We start from the raw sequence: 21,886 nt of genomic DNA on the forward strand, positions 1-21,886 counted from the left end.
GTCTGCCTCCTACTATTGTACCGATTCACCGCTAAATACACAAGAGGCCGGCTTCCCCCCGGCCTTTCCCGGAATGGCACTTGTTAATAAATTACTTTTCTGTTAATATAGTATTAATTACAGAACATACGTTCGCAAGATACAGGAGGTATTTTATTATGACTAACCCTCTGCCTGCACCTGCGCGGATTGCCGCCATTGTGCCCTGTTATAACGCCGCAGGCGACAATACTACCGTCATTGCCTGTGACGGCAGCAGCACAACCCTTGCCTGCCGGGTTCGCGCCGTTATTGGACGTCTGGCCAAAAGCCGGGCCGTCGACCTGGCGGCGCTGAGAGCCAGAACCCGGGCCGACACCGAACGGAAAAACCTGGAGCCGCTACCCCTGGCACCCGGCCTTGTCCTGGTGCCGGTTAAAGTCCGCAAGCCCCGGATAACCGGTGACAGCACCACCGGCTATGTCAATTTTCATGCCGTTACTGCCGTCTGTGCCAACCCAAATACGCCTTACCAGACAACCATCAGACTGTCCGGTAAGACTGAAATCCCGGTTATCTGGACAACCGCTACCGTCAACCGCCAACTGGCACTGGCGCGCCTGGCTGCCAGCACCGCCCCCACCCTGCAGCTGCCACTGCCTGCAGGTGCTTTTCAGGAATCCTTTCCCGGCTACACCCCTGAGCTTTTTTCCCTGGCAGTCAAGCTGGTAGATGTCTTCCATGAAATCATAAATATAAAGCAGGGCAGCGAGCACCCTGGGACTACCCTGCCTCGCAGTGACCGGTAAAGTGTTCCGGCACCCTGTCTCCCCTGCTCTCATTCAGCCTTCTGCCTTCCCTCGAATCACCACTTCCCGGTGGTTTTGCCGCAGCAGTGACGCCACAACTGCCGTAAATTGTTCAACCTGCAGCCTGCTGGTCAAATCAAGCACATGTACTACTGCTCCCCGGCAAAGCGGCAAGACCTCAGTTACCGGGCGTGCCGCCCGCTCAGTGCTTACCACCGTCAGCGCCGGTATTTCCACTGCCAGCCGCGATAAAATAATGGGTGTCAGGTCATCAGAGCCACAATCTACCACAACAGCGTCGCATTCCTGTCCGCCATCTGCCATTTCATTTGCCAAATACCGTATCAAATCCTCAACTTCATATTCCAGATTACGCACCAAAATGACCAGGCTGGCTCCGGGCAAACGTACAAAGGCAAAGGTAGTCACCCAGTTCCGGATATCTCTGATAAGATGCCACAAACCATACAGCGCCAGCGATACCATAATGACACTTACCGAATAGGACAAAAACAAACTATCCTACCCCCTTTGCTTTGGGATAGGATAGTGTATGCACCATAGGGTTAAAATGTTATCATTTACTCTAAGATCACAATCTTATGCTTAATGGCGTACAATACCGCCTGTGTCCGGTCAACGACATTAATCTTGCGAAAAATATTGGTCAAATGGTTCTTGACTGTCTTTTCGCTTAAATATAACGTCTGGGCTATTTCCTGATTATTCATTCCCTGTCCGATCAATTGCAGCACTTCCACTTCACGGTAGGTCAGACGTTCTTCCTTGGGACGTTCCAGCATAACCAGAGCCCCGTTACGTTTCTCGTCCTGGCGGGAAAGTTCGCCAAATAATTGCGTGGCCAGCGTTGGATAAATAAAGGAATGACCCTCATGTACCATCCGGATGGCCTTGACCAGCATGCCTGGCTCAATATCTTTTAAGAGATAACCAACCGCCCCTGATTTAATAACTTCAATTACATAGCTTTCATCATCATGAATCGTGAGAATAATTACTTTTACCGGTGACTTGGCGGTTTTTTTCAACCGTTTTGTCACTTCCAATCCGGTCATCCGGGGCATATTAACATCAAGCAACAGGATATCCGGTGCAAGACTCTCCACCTTGCTGATAGCCTCATCACCGTCAGCCGCTTCGCCTACCACCTCAAGGTCCGGTTCCAAAGACAATACATTTTTAATTCCTTGTCTAAGCAGCGCATGATCGTCGGCAATTACAATTCTGATTGGCAAAAATGCCACCTCCTACTGGGTACAACACTAAGTGGATTAGCTGCGTTTACTTCTTTCAGGGAGAATGTTGTTTAAGCATGGGCCCTAACAGGCGTTTATAAGCCTCAACTCCAGGCTGGTCAAAAGCGTCCACATCAGCCAGTTCACCTTCATAAGCCACCGATAACGCTAACAGGTACAGCAATTCACCCAAATGATATGCCGTCATTTCAGGCAGTACAAACGTAGCATTAAACCGGCCGTCACTCCGGAGGGCAGCAGCATTAGCCTCCCGGGCGGCGTCAAGCGCCTGACTGAGCCGCAAACCGGCAATCTCGGACAACTTGTCAGCTGACGGGAAAACATCCGGTATCACCGGGTCATTCTCCCAGGCGGCCACTTTGACAAACTGCACCACTTTATCTTTCCTGCCATCCTGATGCTGTTGTGTTTGCGCATGCATATCGGTTGTGCCTACAGCCACGATGGGCGTCCGGCCATAGAATACTTCACGGCCCGCACGGTCGGTCCGCTTGCCCAGCGATTCGGCCAGAAGCTGTACATACCATTCGGCAACCGACTTAAGATTATCGGCATAAGGCATAAATACCTCAATATCCTGCCCATACTTTTCGGCAGCCAGATACTTAAGCGCCGCATTAAGCATGGCCGGATTGCGCCAGATATCCTCCTGCCTGCAGGCTTCGTCCATTGCCCGTGCCCCGGCTAGAAAGGCATCAATATCAAAGCCGATACAGGCAGCCGTAACCAGCCCCACTTCTGAAAAAATACTGAACCGTCCGCCCACACCGTCAGGCACAGAGAACATCGGCCACCCCTGCTCTGCGGCCAGCTTGTGCAGCAGCGTTTCGCCGGCTCCCTCCGCCAGGTCGGTGACAGCCACCACCTGCACCTCGATGGCCGGCGTTTCCCGGTGAAGTGCATCATAGACTGCCATAAAGGTAGACATAGTATCAAGGGTTGAGCCGGATTTCGAGATAACGACAAGCACAACACGGTAAGTCCCGTCGTGCGGCCCGGCGTGCACCGCCCTGAGCCTGGCCTCATACTTAATCTGCCCGATAAGCTCCACCGTCCGGCGCGGATCAATATTATTGCCGCTGAAGTACAGCCTGGGATATCCCTGCCGTTCCTCAGCCCCCTTGCTATTCCAGAACTCGCCGCAGTGAACATCAAACAGTACCTTGTTGCCCAGATAAGACCCGCCGATGCCAAAAGAGACGACCGCATCCACCTTGTTTCTCAGCGATTGTCCGAACTCCTTAAGCCTGGCAATAGAGGCCGGACTATTCAGATGGCCTGCCTGCACATAGGGCAGCTGGCTGAACAGCACCTTCTCCGGCGCACCGTCTTTGGATAAATGACCGCGTATTTCGCCGGTAGAACGCATATGTTCCATGGCCTGATGAGCCGCCATAAGGCGTTCGCCGATAGCAGCCACATCGGCCTGCGTCACCAGACCCTGACCATAAAGATTCGTATAATCAAAAGCAAAGCCTGACGATAAAACCAGATGTGTTCTTTCCACAATCATCCCTCCTGCTTCACCTTGTTCACTCAGCTCTCAGTCTTCCGTCTCCGCCTCCGTCGCCGCATAGTCTGTCCCCAGCGGCCCCACGGTCCTCAGCAAATACCGTAGAAACCTATCCCTAAGGTCAGGACGCTTCAGGGCATACTCCACGGTGGCCTCAAGATATCCCTGCTTATCGCCGATATCATAGCGCCGCCCCTCAAAATTATAGGCATACACCGGTTTAAAAGCAGCCAGCCGGCGCAGTGCATCTGTCAGCTGTATCTCACCACCCCGGCCTGGCGGCGTATCTTCCAACAGATAAAAAATCTCCGGCTCAATAATATAACGTCCCAGCACGGCAAGCTGGGAAGGCGCTTCCTCCATCGACGGCTTTTCCACTAAATCAACCGCCCGCCAAACATTATCCTTCACCGGCTCAGGCTCTACAATGCCATAGCTTGACACCTTTTCCCTCGGTACTTCCTGTACGCCTAAAATACTGCCCTGAAAATCCTCATAGGCATCGATCAGCTGCCGCAAACAAGGTACATTGGCATCGATAATATCATCGCCCAGCAGCACGGCAAACGGTTCATTGCCAACAAATTGCTTGGCACATAACACGGCGTGCCCCAACCCCTTGGCTTCCTTTTGCCGGATATAGTGGATCGTCACCTCTGACAACTCTTCCACCAGGCCCAGCAGGTCATATTTACCCTGCGCTTTTAAGGTAAGCTCCAGCTCAAACGCCCGGTCAAAATGATCCTCAATGGCACGCTTATTCCGCCCGGTGATAATGAGAATTTCCTCAATTCCCGACTGAATGGCTTCTTCAATAATAAACTGAATAGCCGGTTTATCCACAATCGGCAGCATCTCCTTCGGCTGCGCCTTGGTAGCCGGCAAAAACCGGGTCCCAAGGCCAGCCGCCGGAATAATGGCCTTTTTTATTGTCTGGTGATTTTTTGGCATAGGATTTGATCCTTTCTAGGTACGTATCAGCGACAGCAATTCTTCCGTCTTTTCTTCCAGCAGGCTGACATCGCACCGGGATTCCACATTCAGGCGCAATACCGGTTCCGTATTCGACATCCGGACATTGAACCGCCAATTCTCATACTCAATGCTCAGACCGTCGACCCGGTCCAGCTTCAGCGCCCCTGGCGCATATTTTTCCTCAATCTTTTGGATGACAGCCTTAGCATCGGCCACCGTGCTGTTAATCTCGCCGCTGACCGGATAGCAGGCCACTCTTTCCCGCATAAGCTCTGATAAAGGCTTGCCTTCACGGCAAAGGATCTCCAGCACCAGCAGCCAGGGAATCATGCCACTGTCACAATAAGAAAACTCTTTAAAATAATGGTGGGCCGACATTTCCCCGCCATACACGGCATCTTCCTTGCGCATCCGTTCTTTGATAAACGCATGACCGCTCTTGGACAGCACCGGCACACCGCCCGCCTTCTCCACTATTTCGATGGTATTCCAGGTCAGGCGCGGGTCATAGATAATCTTGGCCCCGGCATAGCGCCGGAGAAAAGCCTGGGCCAAAAAGCCGACAAGATAATAGCCTTCGATAAATTCTCCCTTTTCATCAAACAGGAAGCACCGGTCAAAATCCCCATCCCAGGCAATACCGATATCGGCCCCGTGTTCACGGACAACCTGAGCGGTCGCCTCCCGGTTTTCCAGCAGCAAAGGATTGGGCACCCCATTGGGAAACGTGCCGTCAGGGTTGTGATTTACCTTGATAAAAGTAAACGGCAGTTCAGACTCCAACGCATCAATGACCGCGCCGGCAGCGCCATTTCCGGCATTAACCACCACCTTCAGCGGTGCCAGGGCGGTCCTGTCCACATAGGTAAGTAAATGGGCGACATAGTCCCGCATAATATTCACATGAGTGACTGTACCGGGCGTAATATCCCTGACAGGCGCAAACTCACCGGTAACCACCTGTTCCTCGATTTCCTTAAGACCGCTGTCACTGCTGATGGGTCTGGACTCTGACCGCACCAGCTTCATGCCATTGTAGTCCTTCGGATTATGGCTGGCCGTAATCATAATACCGCCATCCAGATTCAAATGAGCGGTGGCAAAATAAATCTGTTCCGTACCGCACATGCCGATATCCACAACATCGCAGCCCACTTCCGTAAGACCTTTAATCAAGGCGCTTTTAAACGCCGGCCCCGACAAACGGATATCATTGCCGACAACCACTTTTTTGGCTTTAAAAATATCAACAAAGGCGCGACCAATCCGGTATGCCATCTCTTCATTCAATTCTTCCGGAACCTTGCCACGAATATCATACGCTTTAAATGCATCACGTTTAATTTCCATATCATCCACGCCTCCTCTTAATTGCAACTCTATATTATATACTACACTGCATAAAAATATTCCTGTACAACCAGAAGCTGCCAGGAATATTAATTAACCTTTATGTCCGCCCGTACACATCGTCAAACCGTACAATATCATCTTCTTCCAGATAACTGCCGTTTTGCACCTCAATAATCTCCAGCGGCATCCTGCCGGGATTTGCTAAGCGATGCTTGGTAGAAGGCGGAATATATACACTCTCATTGACATGCACCATCTGCTCCTGCTCACCGATAGTAACCTTAGCCGTACCACCGATGACAATCCAGTGTTCGCTGCGATGATAGTGCAGCTGCAGACTGAGCTGCTGACCGGGCATAACGACAATCTTCTTCATTTTGTAGCCGGTGCCTTCCCCCAGCACCGTGTAACTGCCCCAAGGCCGGTACATGGTGGTATGCTCATCCACCTCGCGCCGTCCGCGTTCCTTAAGCTCAGCAACCACATCCTTGACCTTCTGCGACTCACCGCGTTTGGCGACAACAATAACATCATCGGTTTCCACCACCAGCACATCTTCCAGGCCAATGCCCGCAATCAGGCGGCTCTTACCCAGCATCAGCGTATTGACGCAGTCAATGGGCAGGCAATCACCTTTGAGCGCATTGCCGGAATGGTCTTTTGCCAGCACATCATAGATGGCGTCCCAGGAACCAATATCGTTCCAGTAGGCGGTAAGCGGCGCCATAACCACCCGCGCCGATTTTTCGGCTACCGCATAGTCAATCGAAATAGCAGGCATGTCCGCAAAATGCTCAATGACCTCCGGCAGCGGGGCCGACACCAGCTGATAAATTTCCGGGGCATGTTCGCACAGTTCTTCCATAATGCACCCTGCAGTAAAGGCAAACATCCCGGAGTTCCAATAATAATTGCCTGCGGCAAGATAGTCCTCAGCCGTCGCCTTATCCGGTTTTTCCCGGAAAGAATCCACCTGATAACCGGAACCAAAGGTTCTGCCAGCCTGAATATAACCATAACCCGTCTCAGGTTTATCCGGTTTAATACCCAGGGTTACCACCTTTTCCTGCGCCGCCAGGTCAACGGCCTGCCGTACATTTTTAATGAAAATATCGACAGGGTGGATAATATGGTCTGCCGGGCTAACAAATAACACTTCACCGGCAGCAGCCCCCAGCTCAGTCTCACAAAATCTTGCCGCCAGGGCAATGGCCGGTGCCGTATTGCGGGCAACAGGCTCAAGCAATACGTGGGCACTGCTTGCACCACAGGCCGCCAGTTCGGTCTTAACATGATGAATATATTCTTTATTGGTTACGACAACAATATCGGCTGGTTTGATCAACGGCAGAAAACGCTTTACTGTTTGCGTTAAAAGAGAATCAGAATCTCCCAGTTTTAAAAACTGCTTAGGCAGGCAGGTACGGGATAAGGGAAACAGGCGCGTACCGCCGCCACCGGCAAGAATGATAAGTTTCATCGACAATTAGTCTCCTTTTGCTTCAGATAAATGGCAAAATATAGCCTTATTATACCATATTATTGGTAAAACAACACCGCTGCCATGGGTAAAGGTATCCTCTTGTCAGCCTCGTCAGAAAGAGTTATCATGTAATTATTATCGTATCGCTGCTTACTTGGAGGTAATATTTTTGAACACACATCGGTTTCGCTGGATTACACCGGCGTCTTGTCTCTGTTTAGCTGTATTTTTGGCTTCTATCGGCCTGGGCTGGCTGCTGCCAGCAGAGTATGGAAATGAAAACGGGCCAATAGAATGGCTGCAAGTCGTCGTGCTGGGTGCTGCAGCCCTGGTCTCGATAAGCGCACTGTTGCAAACCGGATTATCCCCTGCCCGCCGCCGGCTATTTGCCTGGACAAGCGTCCTCTGGCTGCTAAACATTGCCAGAGAATTAAGCTGGGGCCGGGTTTTCTATCCGAATGGCACCGGCGGCTTCCTGCGCCTGAAAGATATCTGGTTCGGACCCTATGTCTACCCAACCATTGCCATTATCCTTGTTGCCGCTCTCGGATATTTCTTCGCCAAAGGCTTGCACCGGGAACTGGTGCTTTGGCTGAAGCAAGGCATACTCCCTGTTCTGGATTTTGTCATCCTCATAGTCGCTGCGGTAACTGCCGATATGATCGAGCACCATAGCAGCGGTCTGTTTGGTGCAAAAATAGAGCTTTTTGAGGAACTGGGAGAATTAGCGGCGTATGTTGCTGTACTTTGCTTTATGATTAATGTGGTTTTAAGTAAACAGTTCCGGGGTAATCAGCCGTTGTATGTGTTTAAAAGAAGAGAGGTGTAATCTCGTCTTCCGGTGCCCGCGAACATGAATAGACAAAGCGCTTACCCCTACAGTCAGGGGCAAGCGCTATTTTTTTTTGCGATTACTTCGCCCGCTTTAAGCCGCGAATTTCCGCTTCATGCTGAGTAGTGCGCACTGCCAATACCTCAAACAAATCTGAATGCTTAGCCTGCGTAGCCTCTATTCTATCCACTTTTTCGCCTAATACATGAACCATGCCAACAATATCGGCAAACCCCTTCTCCATCCGGGCCTCAAGAGATGCCATATGCTGCTTAATTCCGGTAACATCCTGTTTCAGCGCACCAACGTCCTGTTTCAGTCCGCCAGTATCCTGCTTCAGTACACCAACATCCTGTTTCAATACGCTAACATCCTGACGCAGTTCCTCGGTAACCGCGTTATTATGGCCTACCATTTGAATCAGTTGGGCCAGCATTTTCTCAATATGCTCAAAACGTTCCTCACTCATGGAAAGCCTCCTCGCTGCACCTGTTCAAATGGTGCCATAATCTCGCTTTTAATTATAGCACGGCCAGTGGTTAAGAACCATAAGATAACCAATCTAAGTTAAAAATTGTCAAAATAACTTTCCATTTATACTAGATGTGCTACAATAAAGTAAGATTAAGAACAATCATTATACAATGCCACCAAAATAAAAGGAGTTTTTCCATGATTATTAATTACGAAAATATACTCAAATATTACTTCAAAAGTCATTTCCCTAAAATACATGAATGGAGAGAAAACCGCAAGCGGGAAAAATATAAAAAAAGAGTTACGCAGGCAATTGCTAATTACAGCAGCATTTACAAAACTGAAGGCCGGTATCCATTGTTTCAAACCGTTGAAATCGAAACCATCAACCGTTGTAATAGCACTTGTTCCTTCTGTCCTGTAAACAAAAATGCGGATACCCGTGAATTCAAGATTATGGAGCAGCAGCTATTTATCTCTATCTTACAACAACTCAAAGACTTAAATTATTCCGGCTCAATCGGACTATATTCTAACAACGAACCATTTTTAGATGAGAGAATCATTGATTTGGCACGAATGACCAAAGAACAGCTCCCTAACAATCATCTCTATCTATATACCAATGGAACATTACTTACATTGGAAAAATTCCTGGCGATTATACAATATCTTGACAGAATGTATATTGATAATTACAATGACAAACTCAAATTGAGTACCCCTGTAAAAACTATCCACAATTATTGTAAAGACAAAAAATTATACCTCGATAAAGTTAGAATCCGCCTCAGGAAACTGAATGATGTTCTCAGTACCCGCGGCGGACAAGCTCCCAATCGTAAACAAGAAAAGATCGAACCTCTCAATTATGGTTGTTATCTACCTTTCCGCCAAATGGTTATCCGTCCTGACGGCAAAGTCAGCTTATGCTGCAATGATGCCTTGGGAACCATGACACTAGGCGATTTAACAAAAGAAACTATCGGCGATGTATGGTATGGTGAAAATCATCGTGCCATTCAGGAAAAAATAGCCAATGGAAGATATGATATAGACCTATGCCGCGGATGTGACTCTATGTTGTAATATCATTACCTTTACTCAACGATTTTTCCCTTTTCAATCCGCCACCATGCCAAAGCACGCATGGCATCTATCTTTTGTTGAACAGATTCAGGCTTTACCGAAGCCAGTAAGCTGCCATCAAATGCTTCAGCATTATTGGCTTGTATCTTCCCCACAGCGTCCGGAATAATCCATACATTGTGGCTAAAACCAATATCACTGCCGCGTGTCAAGCTTTTACCCTCAGAGTAGTATGCAAACCCTTTGGGGGCAATCAATTCAATAAGCGTTGGTACTATATTAATATGGCTGCCAGCAACATTTGCCGGAATGGTTTGCTTATTAATCCCTGCCCCATAAAGCACCAAAGGAATGGTATACCGCTCAAAAGTCGTAGGTGTTTTGCTGATATTCGTTCTATCCGCATGATCCCCGGTTATCACAAACAGGCTGTCCGGATATTTGCTGTGCATTTTCAAAACAAATTCCGTAATCTGACGGTCGGTATACCAATAATGCCCCAGCCGCTCAAGCAACTCCTTATCGCCCTTTGCTTCTTCCGGCAATGCCGCTATGGTCTGAGCCTCATCAAAGCCTTCCCTGGCCAAGTCCACCGAATAAGGAGCATGATTAGATACAGTTAAGATAACAGTAAGAGTAGGAACATCACTCGCAAAGGAAGAGACTATGGCCTCAAACAGATACCGGTCATCACTCCCCCATACATTGCCGGACTTACTATAAAAATCACCTATGCCGTAGAAATTATCAAATCCCTGTGCCAAGGTAAAAGCCTTAATACGCTCCCAGGAGCTTACTCCGCCATACCAAAAATTAACTTTATACCCCAGTTTTTTAAACTGCGGCGCAATCGCAGTAGAATAAGGCTCTTTATAGGATTCGGGATGATAATTAGGGAACAACCCCACATCCGATAAACCGCTCACTACCGCCGTTACCGCCATGGGTGTGAATGCCCCATTAGGCACAAACGCGGGGATATGAATGGCATTGCCTTGTAAGATAATCCCTTTAATGCCATCGGCAATATGCAGGCCACCGTATTGTTCCAGCAATGGCCACTGAGCATAGCTCTCGCCAATGATTAGGAAAATATGCTTGGGCTTAGGTATTTTAGGACCTTCTGCCAGCTTGCCAAAAATATCATCAATTTGATTTGTAGTAAAAGCACTGTCCTTAAGCAAGGCTCCATAACTACATACCCTCCCGGCATCAACCTTTATGCCTCCCGTCCCTTCACGAACTCGCTCCTGAATGCAATAGGCACGGTATATCGCCTGGATATCGTCGATAATGGCCTCATTCAAAAAATCATCCCGTGATACAGCTGAATTCTCCCAGTGCAACGAATGCGCATAGGTCAAACTCCCGCCAAAACGGATAAATATCATAAGAAAGCAAACTACAGCCGCTACAGAAAACCGAAATACTACCTTCTGATAGGCCTGTGAAAACTCGGGCGCCGGATAAGTCCTGGTAGCCAGCAGCTTTCGCAACAACCGGCAGAAAATATAAGAAATAATCGCAGTTGTAAGTAAAAAAGCAGGCAGATCATAATCGGTAACCAAAGTATAAAACAACGCCGTAATATCATCTCTAAGGGTATTGAATATCATCTGGTTAAAACCTGTATGAAATTCCTGATAAAAAGGAATTCTGGCATGGAACAGGAGGACAAGCAGGCTTATATAGATACTTCCCAGAGCAAATCGCAGTTTCTCAACTTTTTGGCTATGAACAATTACACTAGTCAGAGTACAGAAAAGAAAAGATAATAACGTGACAACACCCGCACTTTTAAGACTCATCCGCAAACCGTAAAATAAGGAAATAATAATATCACTCGCTGCCGACTGCGCGCTCAGGTACGAACTCAAAATACCGACAAAGGCTATGCGCAGAATACAAAGCAAACCAAGCACAAACAGAAAGAGCTTCAAATCCTGCTGAATGTTTCTAAAAAAGATTTCCCATCTGACCAAGAATATCCCTCTCCCAAACACATTTTCTCAGACGCTTGTTTCACCTGCTCATATATACAGGTAACTGGTGGCTGCCAATATAGCCGGCACCACCAGTTACCTGTAGCCAGAATTAAGCTCCTCTCGACTTTCTATCAACGGCTAACTCAGCCCGGGCAGCTTGTACCTGCTTTGTTTTCACTGTAACCCCTTCAGTACTGTCTTTAATCAACAGAATCCGGACAGTCTGTAACATAATCTCCAAATCAGTTATCACTGAACAACGCTGAATATAAATTAGATCATATACCAACTTGTCCTGCGGCAAAGTATTATACTTGCCATGAACCTGAGCAAAACCGGTAATTCCAGGCTTAACATTATGACGATAGTGATAATTAGGGATAGTTCGCTTTAACTGTTCAACAAAAACCGGACGTTCCGGACGTGGACCGACAATACTCATTTCGCCTCGAATAACGTTCAATAACTGAGGCAGTTCATCCAATCTGGTGGCACGCAGAAAGTTCCCTACACGGGTAATGCGAGGATCATTTTCCGCAGCCAGTACAGGACCTGTCAGTTTCTCGGCATCGGTGCGCATTGTACGAAACTTATAAATGACGAACTCTTGTTCATTCCGGCCAGTCCGGACCTGTGTATAAAAAATTGGCCCCCTGCCCTCAAGCCGAATTGCGGCAGCCACCACCACGAAAATAGGCCATAAAACGGTCAACGCAGCCACAGCAACTACCAAATCAAGCCCTCGCTTCATCAGACGGGTTTCCATCGTTGGCCGCAAATATTTGGCACGAAACACAGGGATGTCGTCATATTTGTCAAGCTCCGTATTCAGGCAGAATAATTCATAAAAATCCGGGATAAAGGCAACCTGTTTGCCATTGTTATGCGCCTGCTCAACAATCAATGCTTTCTTAGCAAGCGGCAGATCGGAAGCAATGATAATCAAATCCGCCTGTTCCATTTCCTGCCGCCAGCAAGCGTGGGTTTCGGTTTGCGAAACTAAGCAGCAGCGAACAAAAAAATGCGCAAAGGTTTGACTAGACAATCGTGTGATAATCCGGTTACAATCCTGACCTGAACCAATAACCAATACATTTTTCGGCTTCAATCTGGCTTTTTCGATACGCCAATTAATATATTTCCAAAGCGAAAGAAACACAAATTGAAATACCGCCGCAACTAAAAAGACACCGCGCGAATGAAACTCAAACAGAAAAAAACTGGCAGCCATTGTAATGATCAGCAATTGAAATATAGCCACGCCTACACTAATAATCACCTGTGACGCCTGCATTCTCACAATAGACAAAAGACTATTCGTCGTTAGTACCAACCAAGACGCAACAACGATAACAGGGAATAATTGATAATAGGCTAAGATCCCCTGCTGCGGCACAGTTTTAGCTGCATCGTTAATTAGTATCGCAAGGATTAAGCCTGCTAAGATAAGAATCGTATCACCCAATAGCAAAACTACCCGGCGAATAATTGGAAATCGCCTATGCATGACAAACGCCACCTTTACAAAAGAAAAAATGGAAAAACTCAATTTTACTAAAATACGACATTAGCTAGGAAATTCCTGCCGTTGTATGCAAATCCATGTAAATTACGGTTCTTTTCATTTATAAAGCAGCTTAGTCCCCACAAGCCCCAAATATTCCCGCAAAACCAAACTGCTGCTCCATAAGGCACCTTCTGCTGGAAATAGCTTATGCACCGAAAAACTGAATGCCTGATTTACCTGATAATCTGCCGGGTAGGGTATAACCTCTACACCCTGCTGCCGGAAAAACCATATAGCCCTTGGCATGTGGAAGGCTGATGTTACTAAGATAGGGCGGTGAAAGCCGTGTTCATTCAAAATTCGCTTAACATTTTCGGCATTCTGCCGCGTATTTAAGCTAGCCGCTTCGATAATCACCTGACTTGACAATGAGACGCCCAACCCAGTGGTTAAGGCCAGTTGAAAATTAAGCCACTAATCCTAATCATGCTTAAGGTTCTGGCCCCTTTGAACGAGCTGCTGGGAATTGATATAACCAAACTGCTTTGCGTTCCTTTAACCGATAACTGTCTCCCCGCATACTAATAAAGTAGGCGTGATGTAGCATTCGATCCAAGATAGCTCTAGTACCATCTTGCCAGTGGTCGTAAAGCACACGGAATACCCTTGCTCTATAGCTCTTCTTGACGCTACCTTTTCAGACTGCGGAGCAGATTCTCACTGACCACGGGCAGAACAAAAAAATCCCGATCGGATAGCTATCCATCGTCATACACGGCAATAAAAAGGCACAAATAATTGAACAATAATAAAAATTCCTAGGGGCAATATAAAGCTTGCAACTGATTTTAAGGTTAACACAAAAAGCACGCACTGGTATTGCCAGCAGCCCATAATGAAACCGCTGGAGAACCTGCCAGTTTGGCGTCATGAAACTTCTTCATCACAGCAGACAAAACATGAAAAACCCATTAGGTCAAAATTATCATGCAACCCATACAAATTTGTCAACATTACAAAAATATAGGTAGTGCCATATTGCTCATTATATGTCTGGTACAGCTTAATGTTGCAAACCTATTGTTTCCCTTGTTTAATACGGAAGGCAATGGGCTTACTTGTGTCCGTTTGACGTTTATATCTGGGATTATTGTCATACATAGCCATGTCTATTACAATTCGTGTGCAGGTTTGACGCTTATACCTCTTCGCAGAACATGTCCCGCTTAGTGCTCTTTAAATCTTCCCGTACCATCATGAATAGCAATTCATCCAGCGTAGTCGTTGATTCCTAGCCTAATTTGGCTTTGGTCTTTTTCCTCCACGCACCTGTTCTACCATTCGATTGTCAAGATTTTTATAAAATTGCTCAAATCTACTGCCCATATTATCTTCAGAATAATTTTGAAAATATGTTTTTTTAATATAAATACACATATTTTCATATAAATTATCATCTCTATAAATCCTCTTAATAGATTCAGCCAGTTGCTTTATCTCCGGCTCAATCAAGATACCGTTTTTATTATGTACAACCATCTCTGGTATTGCACCAACTCTGGAAGCAATTACAGGTTTATTAAAAGAATATGCAAGTGGTATTACTCCGCTTTGAGTTGCTGAATAATAAGGTAAAACAACTACCCTACACTCTTCAAATAATGCATCAGTCTCTTCTTCGCTAATATATTTATTATAAATAGTAAAGTTATCCTTATGCTTTATTAAAGTAAGATACTTTCCTATATCGCCTTCTCCCGCTATAACAAATTTAACATCTGGAATTTCTGAAATAACGGCTTCAGCGGCTTCTATAAAAAGTTCTAATCCTTTGTAAGGTCTAATTCTTCCAAAAAAAAGAATACTTGTACAATCCTTTTTATAATCGGACTTTACGGAAGGGCCACATAAAGGCAATATAATAGTTTCTTTTTGAGACGAACTATCTATTATTGTTTTTGCCAATTGACTATGTACTACAATTATATTTGCAATTTTTTTTACTATTTGGTTATAAATCGAAACAAAAACACTTACATTCTCTTCAGGATGCGGCTTGAAATCATGAATTGTATAAATTTTCCTAATCTTAAAAAACAATAGCGATAAAATAAGATTTAGAGGATGGGCACAAAAAAAATGTATAACATCAGGTCGGAATCTACTAACATCCATAAAAATGTTTACCCATGTCTTAATATTTAATGCTTTAATCTCTATTCTTGATTTATCACAACAAAGTGCTTTGTTAACTCTCACTTTTTCGTTTAAATTATCAGCATCAAACTGGGACGTACATATTAACAGTACATTATCCGTTAAACTTAGCCTATTAGCTACAACTTTAGTATATCTTTGGTGATCTGATCCATTAGCAAGCGTTACAATAACAATATTCAAAATATCAACCTACCTTATAATTGCAAGATTATAAATGTTAGTTAGTCAAGAATTTTTTTAAAGATTCTATATACACAAAACTATTGTAACGATTGAAAATGTCAGTAATTTCATTTAGTTTAGAGTTAATATCTAATGTATTGGTAATTATTTTTGCACAAGTTTCCAAAAAAATTTCATCAGTCTCACCTATAAAAACACCATTTTCTTGACTAAAAATCGTTCCTTTAACTGCAGCCGGTGTACAAACGATTAAGCTAGAGTAATTGATTGCCTCAAACAACTTCGTTTGAACTCCAATACTCTCGTGAATTGGAACAATTACTATTTTAGCGTTATTATATTCCGAATCTAAATCATCTACAGCCCCTTGAAAAGAAATATTGTGTCTATAAGGCGAATTCAAAACAAACTTAGAAAAAGTACCATCGTCACCTCTACCAACAATCCTTAATTTAACCTCAGGAAGCTTTAATACCAGTTTTGCTAATATTTCATTAATAAAATACTTAATAGCATCTGTATTTCGTGGTGAATCCAAACGTCCTACAAAAAGAATAATTGGTTGCCTCTCAAAATGATTGTATGGACTTTTTTTAGGAGCAATAGGAAGCGCAGGAATAATCAGACTCTGAGAAGATATCGAATACTTCTTTGATATACATAATAATTCAGAACTACTTAAAAACAAAAACTTAGACTTAGAGCTAAATAATATATCTTCGTTCTTTTTGAAAGCTTGTTTTTCAATAAAGTAATATAGTTTTTTTATTAAATTCTTTTCTTTGATATACATATGATTATACCAATCAAACTCAATGTTATGTACTACTGTAATCATTTTGCTTTCATGTTTTGGAAATTTTTGCAAAAACCAATATGCTAGGTAAGTATGCTCACATAATACAGCATCATAGATATTCTTCTTTAATAGCTCTGAAACAACTTTGTAAAAGTTTTTTGAAATTAACGAGAGAAATAAACTTTTTCCTGCCACTAGTGAAAAAGCAGCCTTCCAAGCTAATATTAAACCTGCTTGCCTCTTATGATAATCGATACTATTTACATATGGTTTTAAACAGTCAGTATCTTCTTTCGTCAATTCACGATTAGTTATCCCCACCAAATCCAAACAAAATCCAGCGTTATTAAGCATTTTCATTCTTTCTAATATACATCGAACTCCACCAGAAACTGGTGGATACGGATAATAGGGTGTCAAATATAAGATCTTCATAATTAATTCCTCGCTTACTACATTAAATTAATATACGTGTTCGTAGTAAAAGCACTTGTATTATTGATAAAGTAAAAACAATAACGACTTGTTGTGTAAACATACCATTAAAGCCATGTGTGGGAAAGGCCATATAAAATAGAATTGGTAGATAGAATAACAAAAAACCGCCAGATTTTTTGTTGTCTTTCTTACAAACCTTGTAATGTCTGTCCAGAGCAGCCACAAACATACCCCAGATAATTGAATAAACTACTACACCCATAATATGAAAATTGAGATAAGCTTCAGCCATCATATATCCTGAATTAAAATCTGCAACCCCTGCTGTAAATTCACCTAAAAAATGTTTATGAATATCCATATTTGTCATGAGAGGTTTGTCAGGATATATCCCCCGGGGAATAAACATTAAAAAGAAATTTATAATTGATTGCCCATACAGAAATTCAAGATTTCCTATATCAATCTCCACTAATACCTTATATAAATTTGCAAAACCATCAAAACGTAATACAAATTCCCATAATAATGTATTATCTAAATTTACATTTGTTATTATATCAACAAACGTAATTAGATTAATGCTATCATTTAGTCGATATAATTGATAATAAATTGCAAATATTATTCCAGAGATACCAAATAGCATTATTTTTATTATGGATAATGTTCGTATTTCAAAAATCTTTCTTAGTATTAATAGAATAAACATTACATGTAGCAACATTATTCGTGACCCCGAAAAAAACATTAATACTAGCGATAAAATAAATGTAAATAAATATATTGCCTTATCTAACCATTTTTTCCGCAAAAAATTATTATAATAAGCATAAATAACTAAATAAAGTGGAATAAACTGAAATAGAGCGTATATTATACCATACTCATGACTGGCTTTAATTCTAAACCATAATGGTGACGATATGGGATCCAAGCCGGTTAACTGAATAAGTATTACTAATAGAAAAAAATAGATAAAAAGTAAGCAAAACAAACTTAAGCGTACACGCTCTAAAACTACAGATTTCGAAAAATCTAAATAAAAAATATTGAAAATTTTAGTGAAAATATTAAATCTGGTTTTGTAAAAAAAACAATATGAAACTGCATAACTAGTCGTCATGAAGAATGTAATAATTCCAAGAACTATTACTATATGAGTGTTTATAAAAAAATCAGTAAGCAGATAATATAATGTACCAATTGCAATTGGAATTATATAACTAACTAATAAAAAACAACTAGGCATATATACATCTAATTCTTTATGTACCATAATCGGTATTGCAAACCCGATAATCATAGTAATTATTAATATTTCAATCATAGACCCTCTTCTTAACAAGCACTTTTAAATGTGCCTCCTTCACTTACAAAACACGAATTTTAAAAATAAGTTAAACTCTTTGCAATTACTTTTTGATTTTCATAATATGTTTCAGGATGTTACGTATTAGTTCACTTTCGTGACACACAGTCGCTTCCCAGCTTTAAGCTTCAGATTTTAATCTCATCTTTTTAAATAAAATAAAATTTTAAATACTACGCATTTTACCCTTTTTGCCTTTTGTCTAATCTGCCCATAAAACAAAGCCAAAACTCGCCGTAATTTACTATAATTCCATACGCATAAGGCGTGGAGCAATGGATACTTATTAATGCTATATTTATTACCTTTAAACCAATATCGAATTACAGGTATTTTGATATCTCCATAAAGATAATACAAGCAAGAAGCTCTATGCTGGCCATCACGTATATTATTTTGATTATTATATAGAGTAATATGTGCCTTATTAACATTAAATTCATTGCTTTTTACAAAATTAAAATTATTCTCCAACCTTTGGCTATTTGTTTCACCAATATAATTAGTTTGCTTCTTGTTTGAATTCTCTTCTGTATCTCCATTTAATGCTCTAAAAACTCTAGATTTTTCAAGGCTTTTAATAACTGGTAAGTTAAAAACCCCTTTTGTATCAATCAATAATTCACTTAGGTGTACTTCATCCCAAGTTACTCTCTCTAAATCAAGTAACCTTGAACCCATTTCAGATAAAAATATAGGATCAATATCACTAACAGAAAAATCTGGTACATCAATAAGCTGATCAAGTATAACTGTAATATTTGCACAGAACACATAAAATTCTTCAATGGTCAAGTCAATTCTAATATTATTAAAGTGTATATGTATTGCTTCTCCAATATTGTCTTCCACCCTAAAATTAAGCTTGTCAAATGTCACTAAACTAGCCAGATTTATAACACCAGGATTGCTCATATTTTCTCCCTCTCTATATTAATAACCCACAAACGAAATATATTGTTGAAGAATTTGATTATATTGCTTTTTATCAAGCTTCTCTAAAAGATGGGGCGTATATTTAAAAAATATTTTACTCAATTTTTCAGTAGTTCCCTGCTCCCTAGTTAAAAATGTATATTTATCAATTTCTTTAATGTATTTTGGGCTAAATTCTTTTTTATCAAATATACATCTAACTAATAAATAAACAAATAAATTTTGATCATCCATCACATACCATGATTCTCTTTGATCAAAATATCTATTTCCCCAAATTGAAATATTTATACTAGCATCCAGTGGAATCCATGATTTTGGCATTAGACTCTTACAACATAATTGAAAACAAACATCGACGTATAGTCCCTCTTTACAAAACATATAACATTCATCCATTTGATACAAAAATGTCCATCCTTGTTCCTTGCCGTAAGGATGAAGAATACGTAAATATTTATTTTGTTTCATAAGAATTTTGAAGATTCTTTTATCTTCTGGATGAACTAAAATATCAATATCTTTATTTTTTTTAAGTTGGTTAGGCAGTTCATTACCTATATTTTTAATTAAAACATAGCGAATCTTACTTTGATTCATCATCTTAAAAAAATTATCTATCTTTTTTCTTTCAATATACATTAGTTTCATTTCCTTTTTAAGTTATCAAGCTGTTTTTTTGCTGCAAGTATTACACATGCCATATCAAAAAAATCCTTTTCTTTTAATTCTAAGCGAAAAAACTCATTCTGTATATGTATGTCCCGCTGAAGACCTTTCGCTGTCGGTTCGTTTAATTCAATAATAAATTCTGTTCCTTTAATTTTAATACTACCTAAATCTTTAAGCTTTTCTCCCATTAGACAACTCTCCTATTAGTAATGTTTTAGTTTTATCTACCATCAGAGTCTAATCTTCTCATATAGGGCAATAAATAGCTTTTGTAATAACCCTTTTTCATATTGATTCATCCCAACAAAAAACATAGCAACTATATACACCAGCGAGAAGACTCCGCTTTGGAGAAGCATGTTAGTCCAGGTGTATTCATTGAACAAAGGACTCATTAAAAATCCAACTATCAATAAAATCAGGATTGGCAGCGACATTCTCATCATGCTTTTCCAAAATAAAGGCATATCCAGCCCAATCTTATAATAATAGTAGGTATTAGTAATAAAAACATTGGCAACTAACTGGACACCAGCTATCGCGGCTGCACATCCTAAGCCACCATATTGTTTTGCCAGCGGAATACTAATTAAAACATTGATAAAGGCTGCTATGGCGTAAACAGTCATAATAAATTTATTGAGATTTTTCGCTCGCAAGATAGTAATACCTGTATTCTGGATTAACGGAAAGCTAATCACTAATAGAATCATGACTATCACTATATATGCTTCCTCATAGGCTGCACCAGCCCACAAGTAAAGAAACATTCGTCCGCACAAAACAAACATCGCAAAAATATATCCGATAACGATATATTGTAGCCTGCCTATTCTAATCATTAATGCGGACAACTCAGTATTACTAGCTTTATTGGCTGTCATCATAGTCACTTTAGGCAACAAAATGCCACTAATAGCAGTGGAAAACGCATTATATATCATCACAAACTGCATGGCAACGGCATAAATGGCTACCACTGACGTACCGGAAATCATGCCTAAAATAAATTGTCCTGTACTCCAATACACTCTATCAGTAACCACATTTAAAAAAACAAAAAACGAATACACTGCAATTTCTTTCAGAAGCACAAAATCGAAAGAAGTAAACCGAAATGAAATATGTAAATATCGAAAACAATAATAAACATGTAACAAGAGACATCCTATGTTTAAAATAGTAAAAATGGCCACTATCATGACCGAACCATAGCCCATATATAACAATGGTAATACAACCATAGGATGCAATACATCACGGCAAATATTGCAAAGTCTTAAAAAAACAAAACGTTCATAGGCTTGCATTAATGAAGAGAACACACTGAGAGGAAAAGATATAGCAAAATTGAATATTAACAGAGCAGTCATAAGCTTAGCTTTACTTAACTCTTCATTAGTTAAAGCAGCATAAAATAGATTGTCCAGATTATCATATAAAACAGTGCCCACAATAACAGTCAGGAGACCAATCACAACATATAATGATAAAAACATCCCATTAAGATTTGCTTCGCTATTTTTATCACCGATAGCTCTATTTTTTGCCGTATAGCGAACAATCGCGGTCCCCAGTACCAAGTCTAACATGCTGAAATACACTATTAAAGAGCCAATTAATGAATATAATCCATACTCAGACTGTCCCAGTAAGCGAAGTAAAATAGGAGTATACAGTAAGCCTCTGAGTAATGTAACAAAAATATTAACATACGATAGTAAAACACCTATCTTTAATTGGTTATCCATGAAATAAATTTAATCCTTAACTAACATATATTGTAATTATGGAATATAGTTTTGAATTGTGATACCTTGGTTCTTTTCACAGCTAATAATTAATGGACTAACATTTATGCTAATTGTATTATTTTATATAAAGGGTTCTAGTAATTTTAATTTTACTATCTCAACTTTCGCAGATAGATATAGGCAAATAAAGCTTGATGTAATTGGGCAAGGCCGCTATCCATTGTGAAAGTTGA

General features: G+C 41.8%; 21 protein-coding genes. 3 read left to right on the plus strand and 18 right to left on the minus strand.

Going from position 1 to position 21,886, the window contains the following annotated elements:
- Window positions 1–158 precede the first annotated feature (158 nt).
- Window positions 159–788 (plus strand): hypothetical protein, encoded by a 630-nt coding sequence (locus GT1_RS15720; protein WP_188399520.1) that lies wholly within the window; start codon window positions 159–161, stop codon window positions 786–788.
- A 33-nt stretch (window positions 789–821) separates the two neighbouring features.
- On the opposite strand, the gene GT1_RS15725 is transcribed toward GT1_RS15720, so the two are convergent.
- The 6 genes from GT1_RS15725 to GT1_RS15750 all read right to left on the minus strand — a co-directional run bounded on the left by GT1_RS15725 (window position 822) and on the right by GT1_RS15750 (window position 7,386).
- Window positions 822–1,304 (minus strand): hypothetical protein, encoded by a 483-nt coding sequence (locus GT1_RS15725; protein WP_188399521.1) that lies wholly within the window; start codon window positions 1,302–1,304, stop codon window positions 822–824.
- 65 nt (window positions 1,305–1,369) lie between these two features.
- The gene (locus tag GT1_RS15730; protein WP_075757196.1) at window positions 1,370–2,044 is read right to left on the minus strand and encodes a response regulator transcription factor; all 675 of its coding nucleotides are present in this window, start codon (window positions 2,042–2,044) and stop codon (window positions 1,370–1,372) included.
- A 55-nt stretch (window positions 2,045–2,099) separates the two neighbouring features.
- Window positions 2,100–3,572, minus strand: coding sequence for a glucose-6-phosphate isomerase (locus GT1_RS15735; RefSeq protein ID WP_376742011.1), 1,473 nt, complete (start codon window positions 3,570–3,572; stop codon window positions 2,100–2,102).
- A gap of 36 nt (window positions 3,573–3,608) precedes the next feature.
- The gene (gene galU / locus GT1_RS15740; protein ID WP_188399523.1) at window positions 3,609–4,529 is read right to left on the minus strand and encodes a UTP--glucose-1-phosphate uridylyltransferase GalU; all 921 of its coding nucleotides are present in this window, start codon (window positions 4,527–4,529) and stop codon (window positions 3,609–3,611) included.
- Between the two features lie 15 nt (window positions 4,530–4,544).
- The gene (locus GT1_RS15745) at window positions 4,545–5,903 is read right to left on the minus strand and encodes a phosphomannomutase (RefSeq protein WP_188399524.1); all 1,359 of its coding nucleotides are present in this window, start codon (window positions 5,901–5,903) and stop codon (window positions 4,545–4,547) included.
- 100 nt (window positions 5,904–6,003) lie between these two features.
- Window positions 6,004–7,386, minus strand: a complete 1,383-nt coding sequence (locus GT1_RS15750) for a mannose-1-phosphate guanylyltransferase/mannose-6-phosphate isomerase (protein ID WP_188399525.1) — start codon at window positions 7,384–7,386, stop codon at window positions 6,004–6,006.
- Window positions 7,387–7,558: 172 nt separating this feature from the next.
- On the opposite strand from GT1_RS15750, the gene GT1_RS15755 reads away from it, so the two are divergent.
- Window positions 7,559–8,218, plus strand: coding sequence for a hypothetical protein (locus GT1_RS15755; RefSeq protein WP_188399526.1), 660 nt, complete (start codon window positions 7,559–7,561; stop codon window positions 8,216–8,218).
- Between the two features lie 82 nt (window positions 8,219–8,300).
- On the opposite strand, the gene GT1_RS15760 is transcribed toward GT1_RS15755, so the two are convergent.
- Window positions 8,301–8,690, minus strand: coding sequence for a hypothetical protein (locus tag GT1_RS15760; RefSeq protein ID WP_188399527.1), 390 nt, complete (start codon window positions 8,688–8,690; stop codon window positions 8,301–8,303).
- A gap of 203 nt (window positions 8,691–8,893) precedes the next feature.
- Between GT1_RS15760 and GT1_RS15765 the strand changes: the two genes are divergently transcribed.
- On the plus strand, window positions 8,894–9,787 hold the full coding sequence (locus GT1_RS15765) for a radical SAM/SPASM domain-containing protein (RefSeq protein ID WP_188399528.1): 894 nt from the start codon (window positions 8,894–8,896) through the stop codon (window positions 9,785–9,787).
- Window positions 9,788–9,798: 11 nt separating this feature from the next.
- Here the strand turns inward: GT1_RS15765 and GT1_RS15770 are convergent, their stop codons facing one another.
- The 11 genes from GT1_RS15770 to GT1_RS15820 all read right to left on the minus strand — a co-directional run bounded on the left by GT1_RS15770 (window position 9,799) and on the right by GT1_RS15820 (window position 21,650).
- Complete coding sequence (locus GT1_RS15770) at window positions 9,799–11,769, minus strand: LTA synthase family protein (protein ID WP_188399529.1); 1,971 nt, start codon at window positions 11,767–11,769, stop codon at window positions 9,799–9,801.
- 112 nt (window positions 11,770–11,881) lie between these two features.
- Window positions 11,882–13,279 carry a sugar transferase gene (locus GT1_RS15775; RefSeq protein WP_188399530.1) on the minus strand — a complete coding sequence of 466 codons (1,398 nt, stop codon included), beginning with the start codon at window positions 13,277–13,279 and terminating at the stop codon, window positions 11,882–11,884.
- A gap of 114 nt (window positions 13,280–13,393) precedes the next feature.
- On the minus strand, window positions 13,394–13,720 hold the full coding sequence (locus tag GT1_RS15780; RefSeq protein WP_188399531.1) for a YdcF family protein: 327 nt from the start codon (window positions 13,718–13,720) through the stop codon (window positions 13,394–13,396).
- A gap of 49 nt (window positions 13,721–13,769) precedes the next feature.
- Complete coding sequence (locus GT1_RS22785; RefSeq protein WP_223226301.1) at window positions 13,770–13,934, minus strand: ATP-binding protein; 165 nt, start codon at window positions 13,932–13,934, stop codon at window positions 13,770–13,772.
- A 641-nt stretch (window positions 13,935–14,575) separates the two neighbouring features.
- Window positions 14,576–15,679 (minus strand): glycosyltransferase family 4 protein, encoded by a 1,104-nt coding sequence (locus GT1_RS15790; RefSeq protein WP_188399532.1) that lies wholly within the window; start codon window positions 15,677–15,679, stop codon window positions 14,576–14,578.
- 37 nt (window positions 15,680–15,716) lie between these two features.
- The gene (locus tag GT1_RS15795) at window positions 15,717–16,916 is read right to left on the minus strand and encodes a glycosyltransferase (RefSeq protein ID WP_188399533.1); all 1,200 of its coding nucleotides are present in this window, start codon (window positions 16,914–16,916) and stop codon (window positions 15,717–15,719) included.
- A 22-nt stretch (window positions 16,917–16,938) separates the two neighbouring features.
- The gene (locus tag GT1_RS15800) at window positions 16,939–18,249 is read right to left on the minus strand and encodes an O-antigen polymerase (protein WP_188399534.1); all 1,311 of its coding nucleotides are present in this window, start codon (window positions 18,247–18,249) and stop codon (window positions 16,939–16,941) included.
- Window positions 18,250–18,432: 183 nt separating this feature from the next.
- Window positions 18,433–19,206, minus strand: coding sequence for a hypothetical protein (locus tag GT1_RS15805; protein ID WP_188399535.1), 774 nt, complete (start codon window positions 19,204–19,206; stop codon window positions 18,433–18,435).
- 18 nt (window positions 19,207–19,224) lie between these two features.
- The gene (locus GT1_RS15810) at window positions 19,225–19,878 is read right to left on the minus strand and encodes a hypothetical protein (RefSeq protein ID WP_188399536.1); all 654 of its coding nucleotides are present in this window, start codon (window positions 19,876–19,878) and stop codon (window positions 19,225–19,227) included.
- Window positions 19,875–20,087: a hypothetical protein gene (locus GT1_RS15815; RefSeq protein ID WP_188399537.1), complete on the minus strand. Its 213-nt coding sequence runs from the start codon at window positions 20,085–20,087 to the stop codon at window positions 19,875–19,877. Before GT1_RS15815 ends, GT1_RS15810 begins: the two co-directional genes overlap by 4 nt.
- A gap of 42 nt (window positions 20,088–20,129) precedes the next feature.
- Window positions 20,130–21,650: an oligosaccharide flippase family protein gene (locus GT1_RS15820; protein ID WP_188399538.1), complete on the minus strand. Its 1,521-nt coding sequence runs from the start codon at window positions 21,648–21,650 to the stop codon at window positions 20,130–20,132.
- Between the last annotated feature and the right edge of the window lie 236 nt (window positions 21,651–21,886).

The organism is Sporomusa sp. GT1 (assembly GCF_014634905.1).
GTDB lineage: Bacteria > Bacillota > Negativicutes > Sporomusales > Sporomusaceae > Sporomusa > Sporomusa sphaeroides.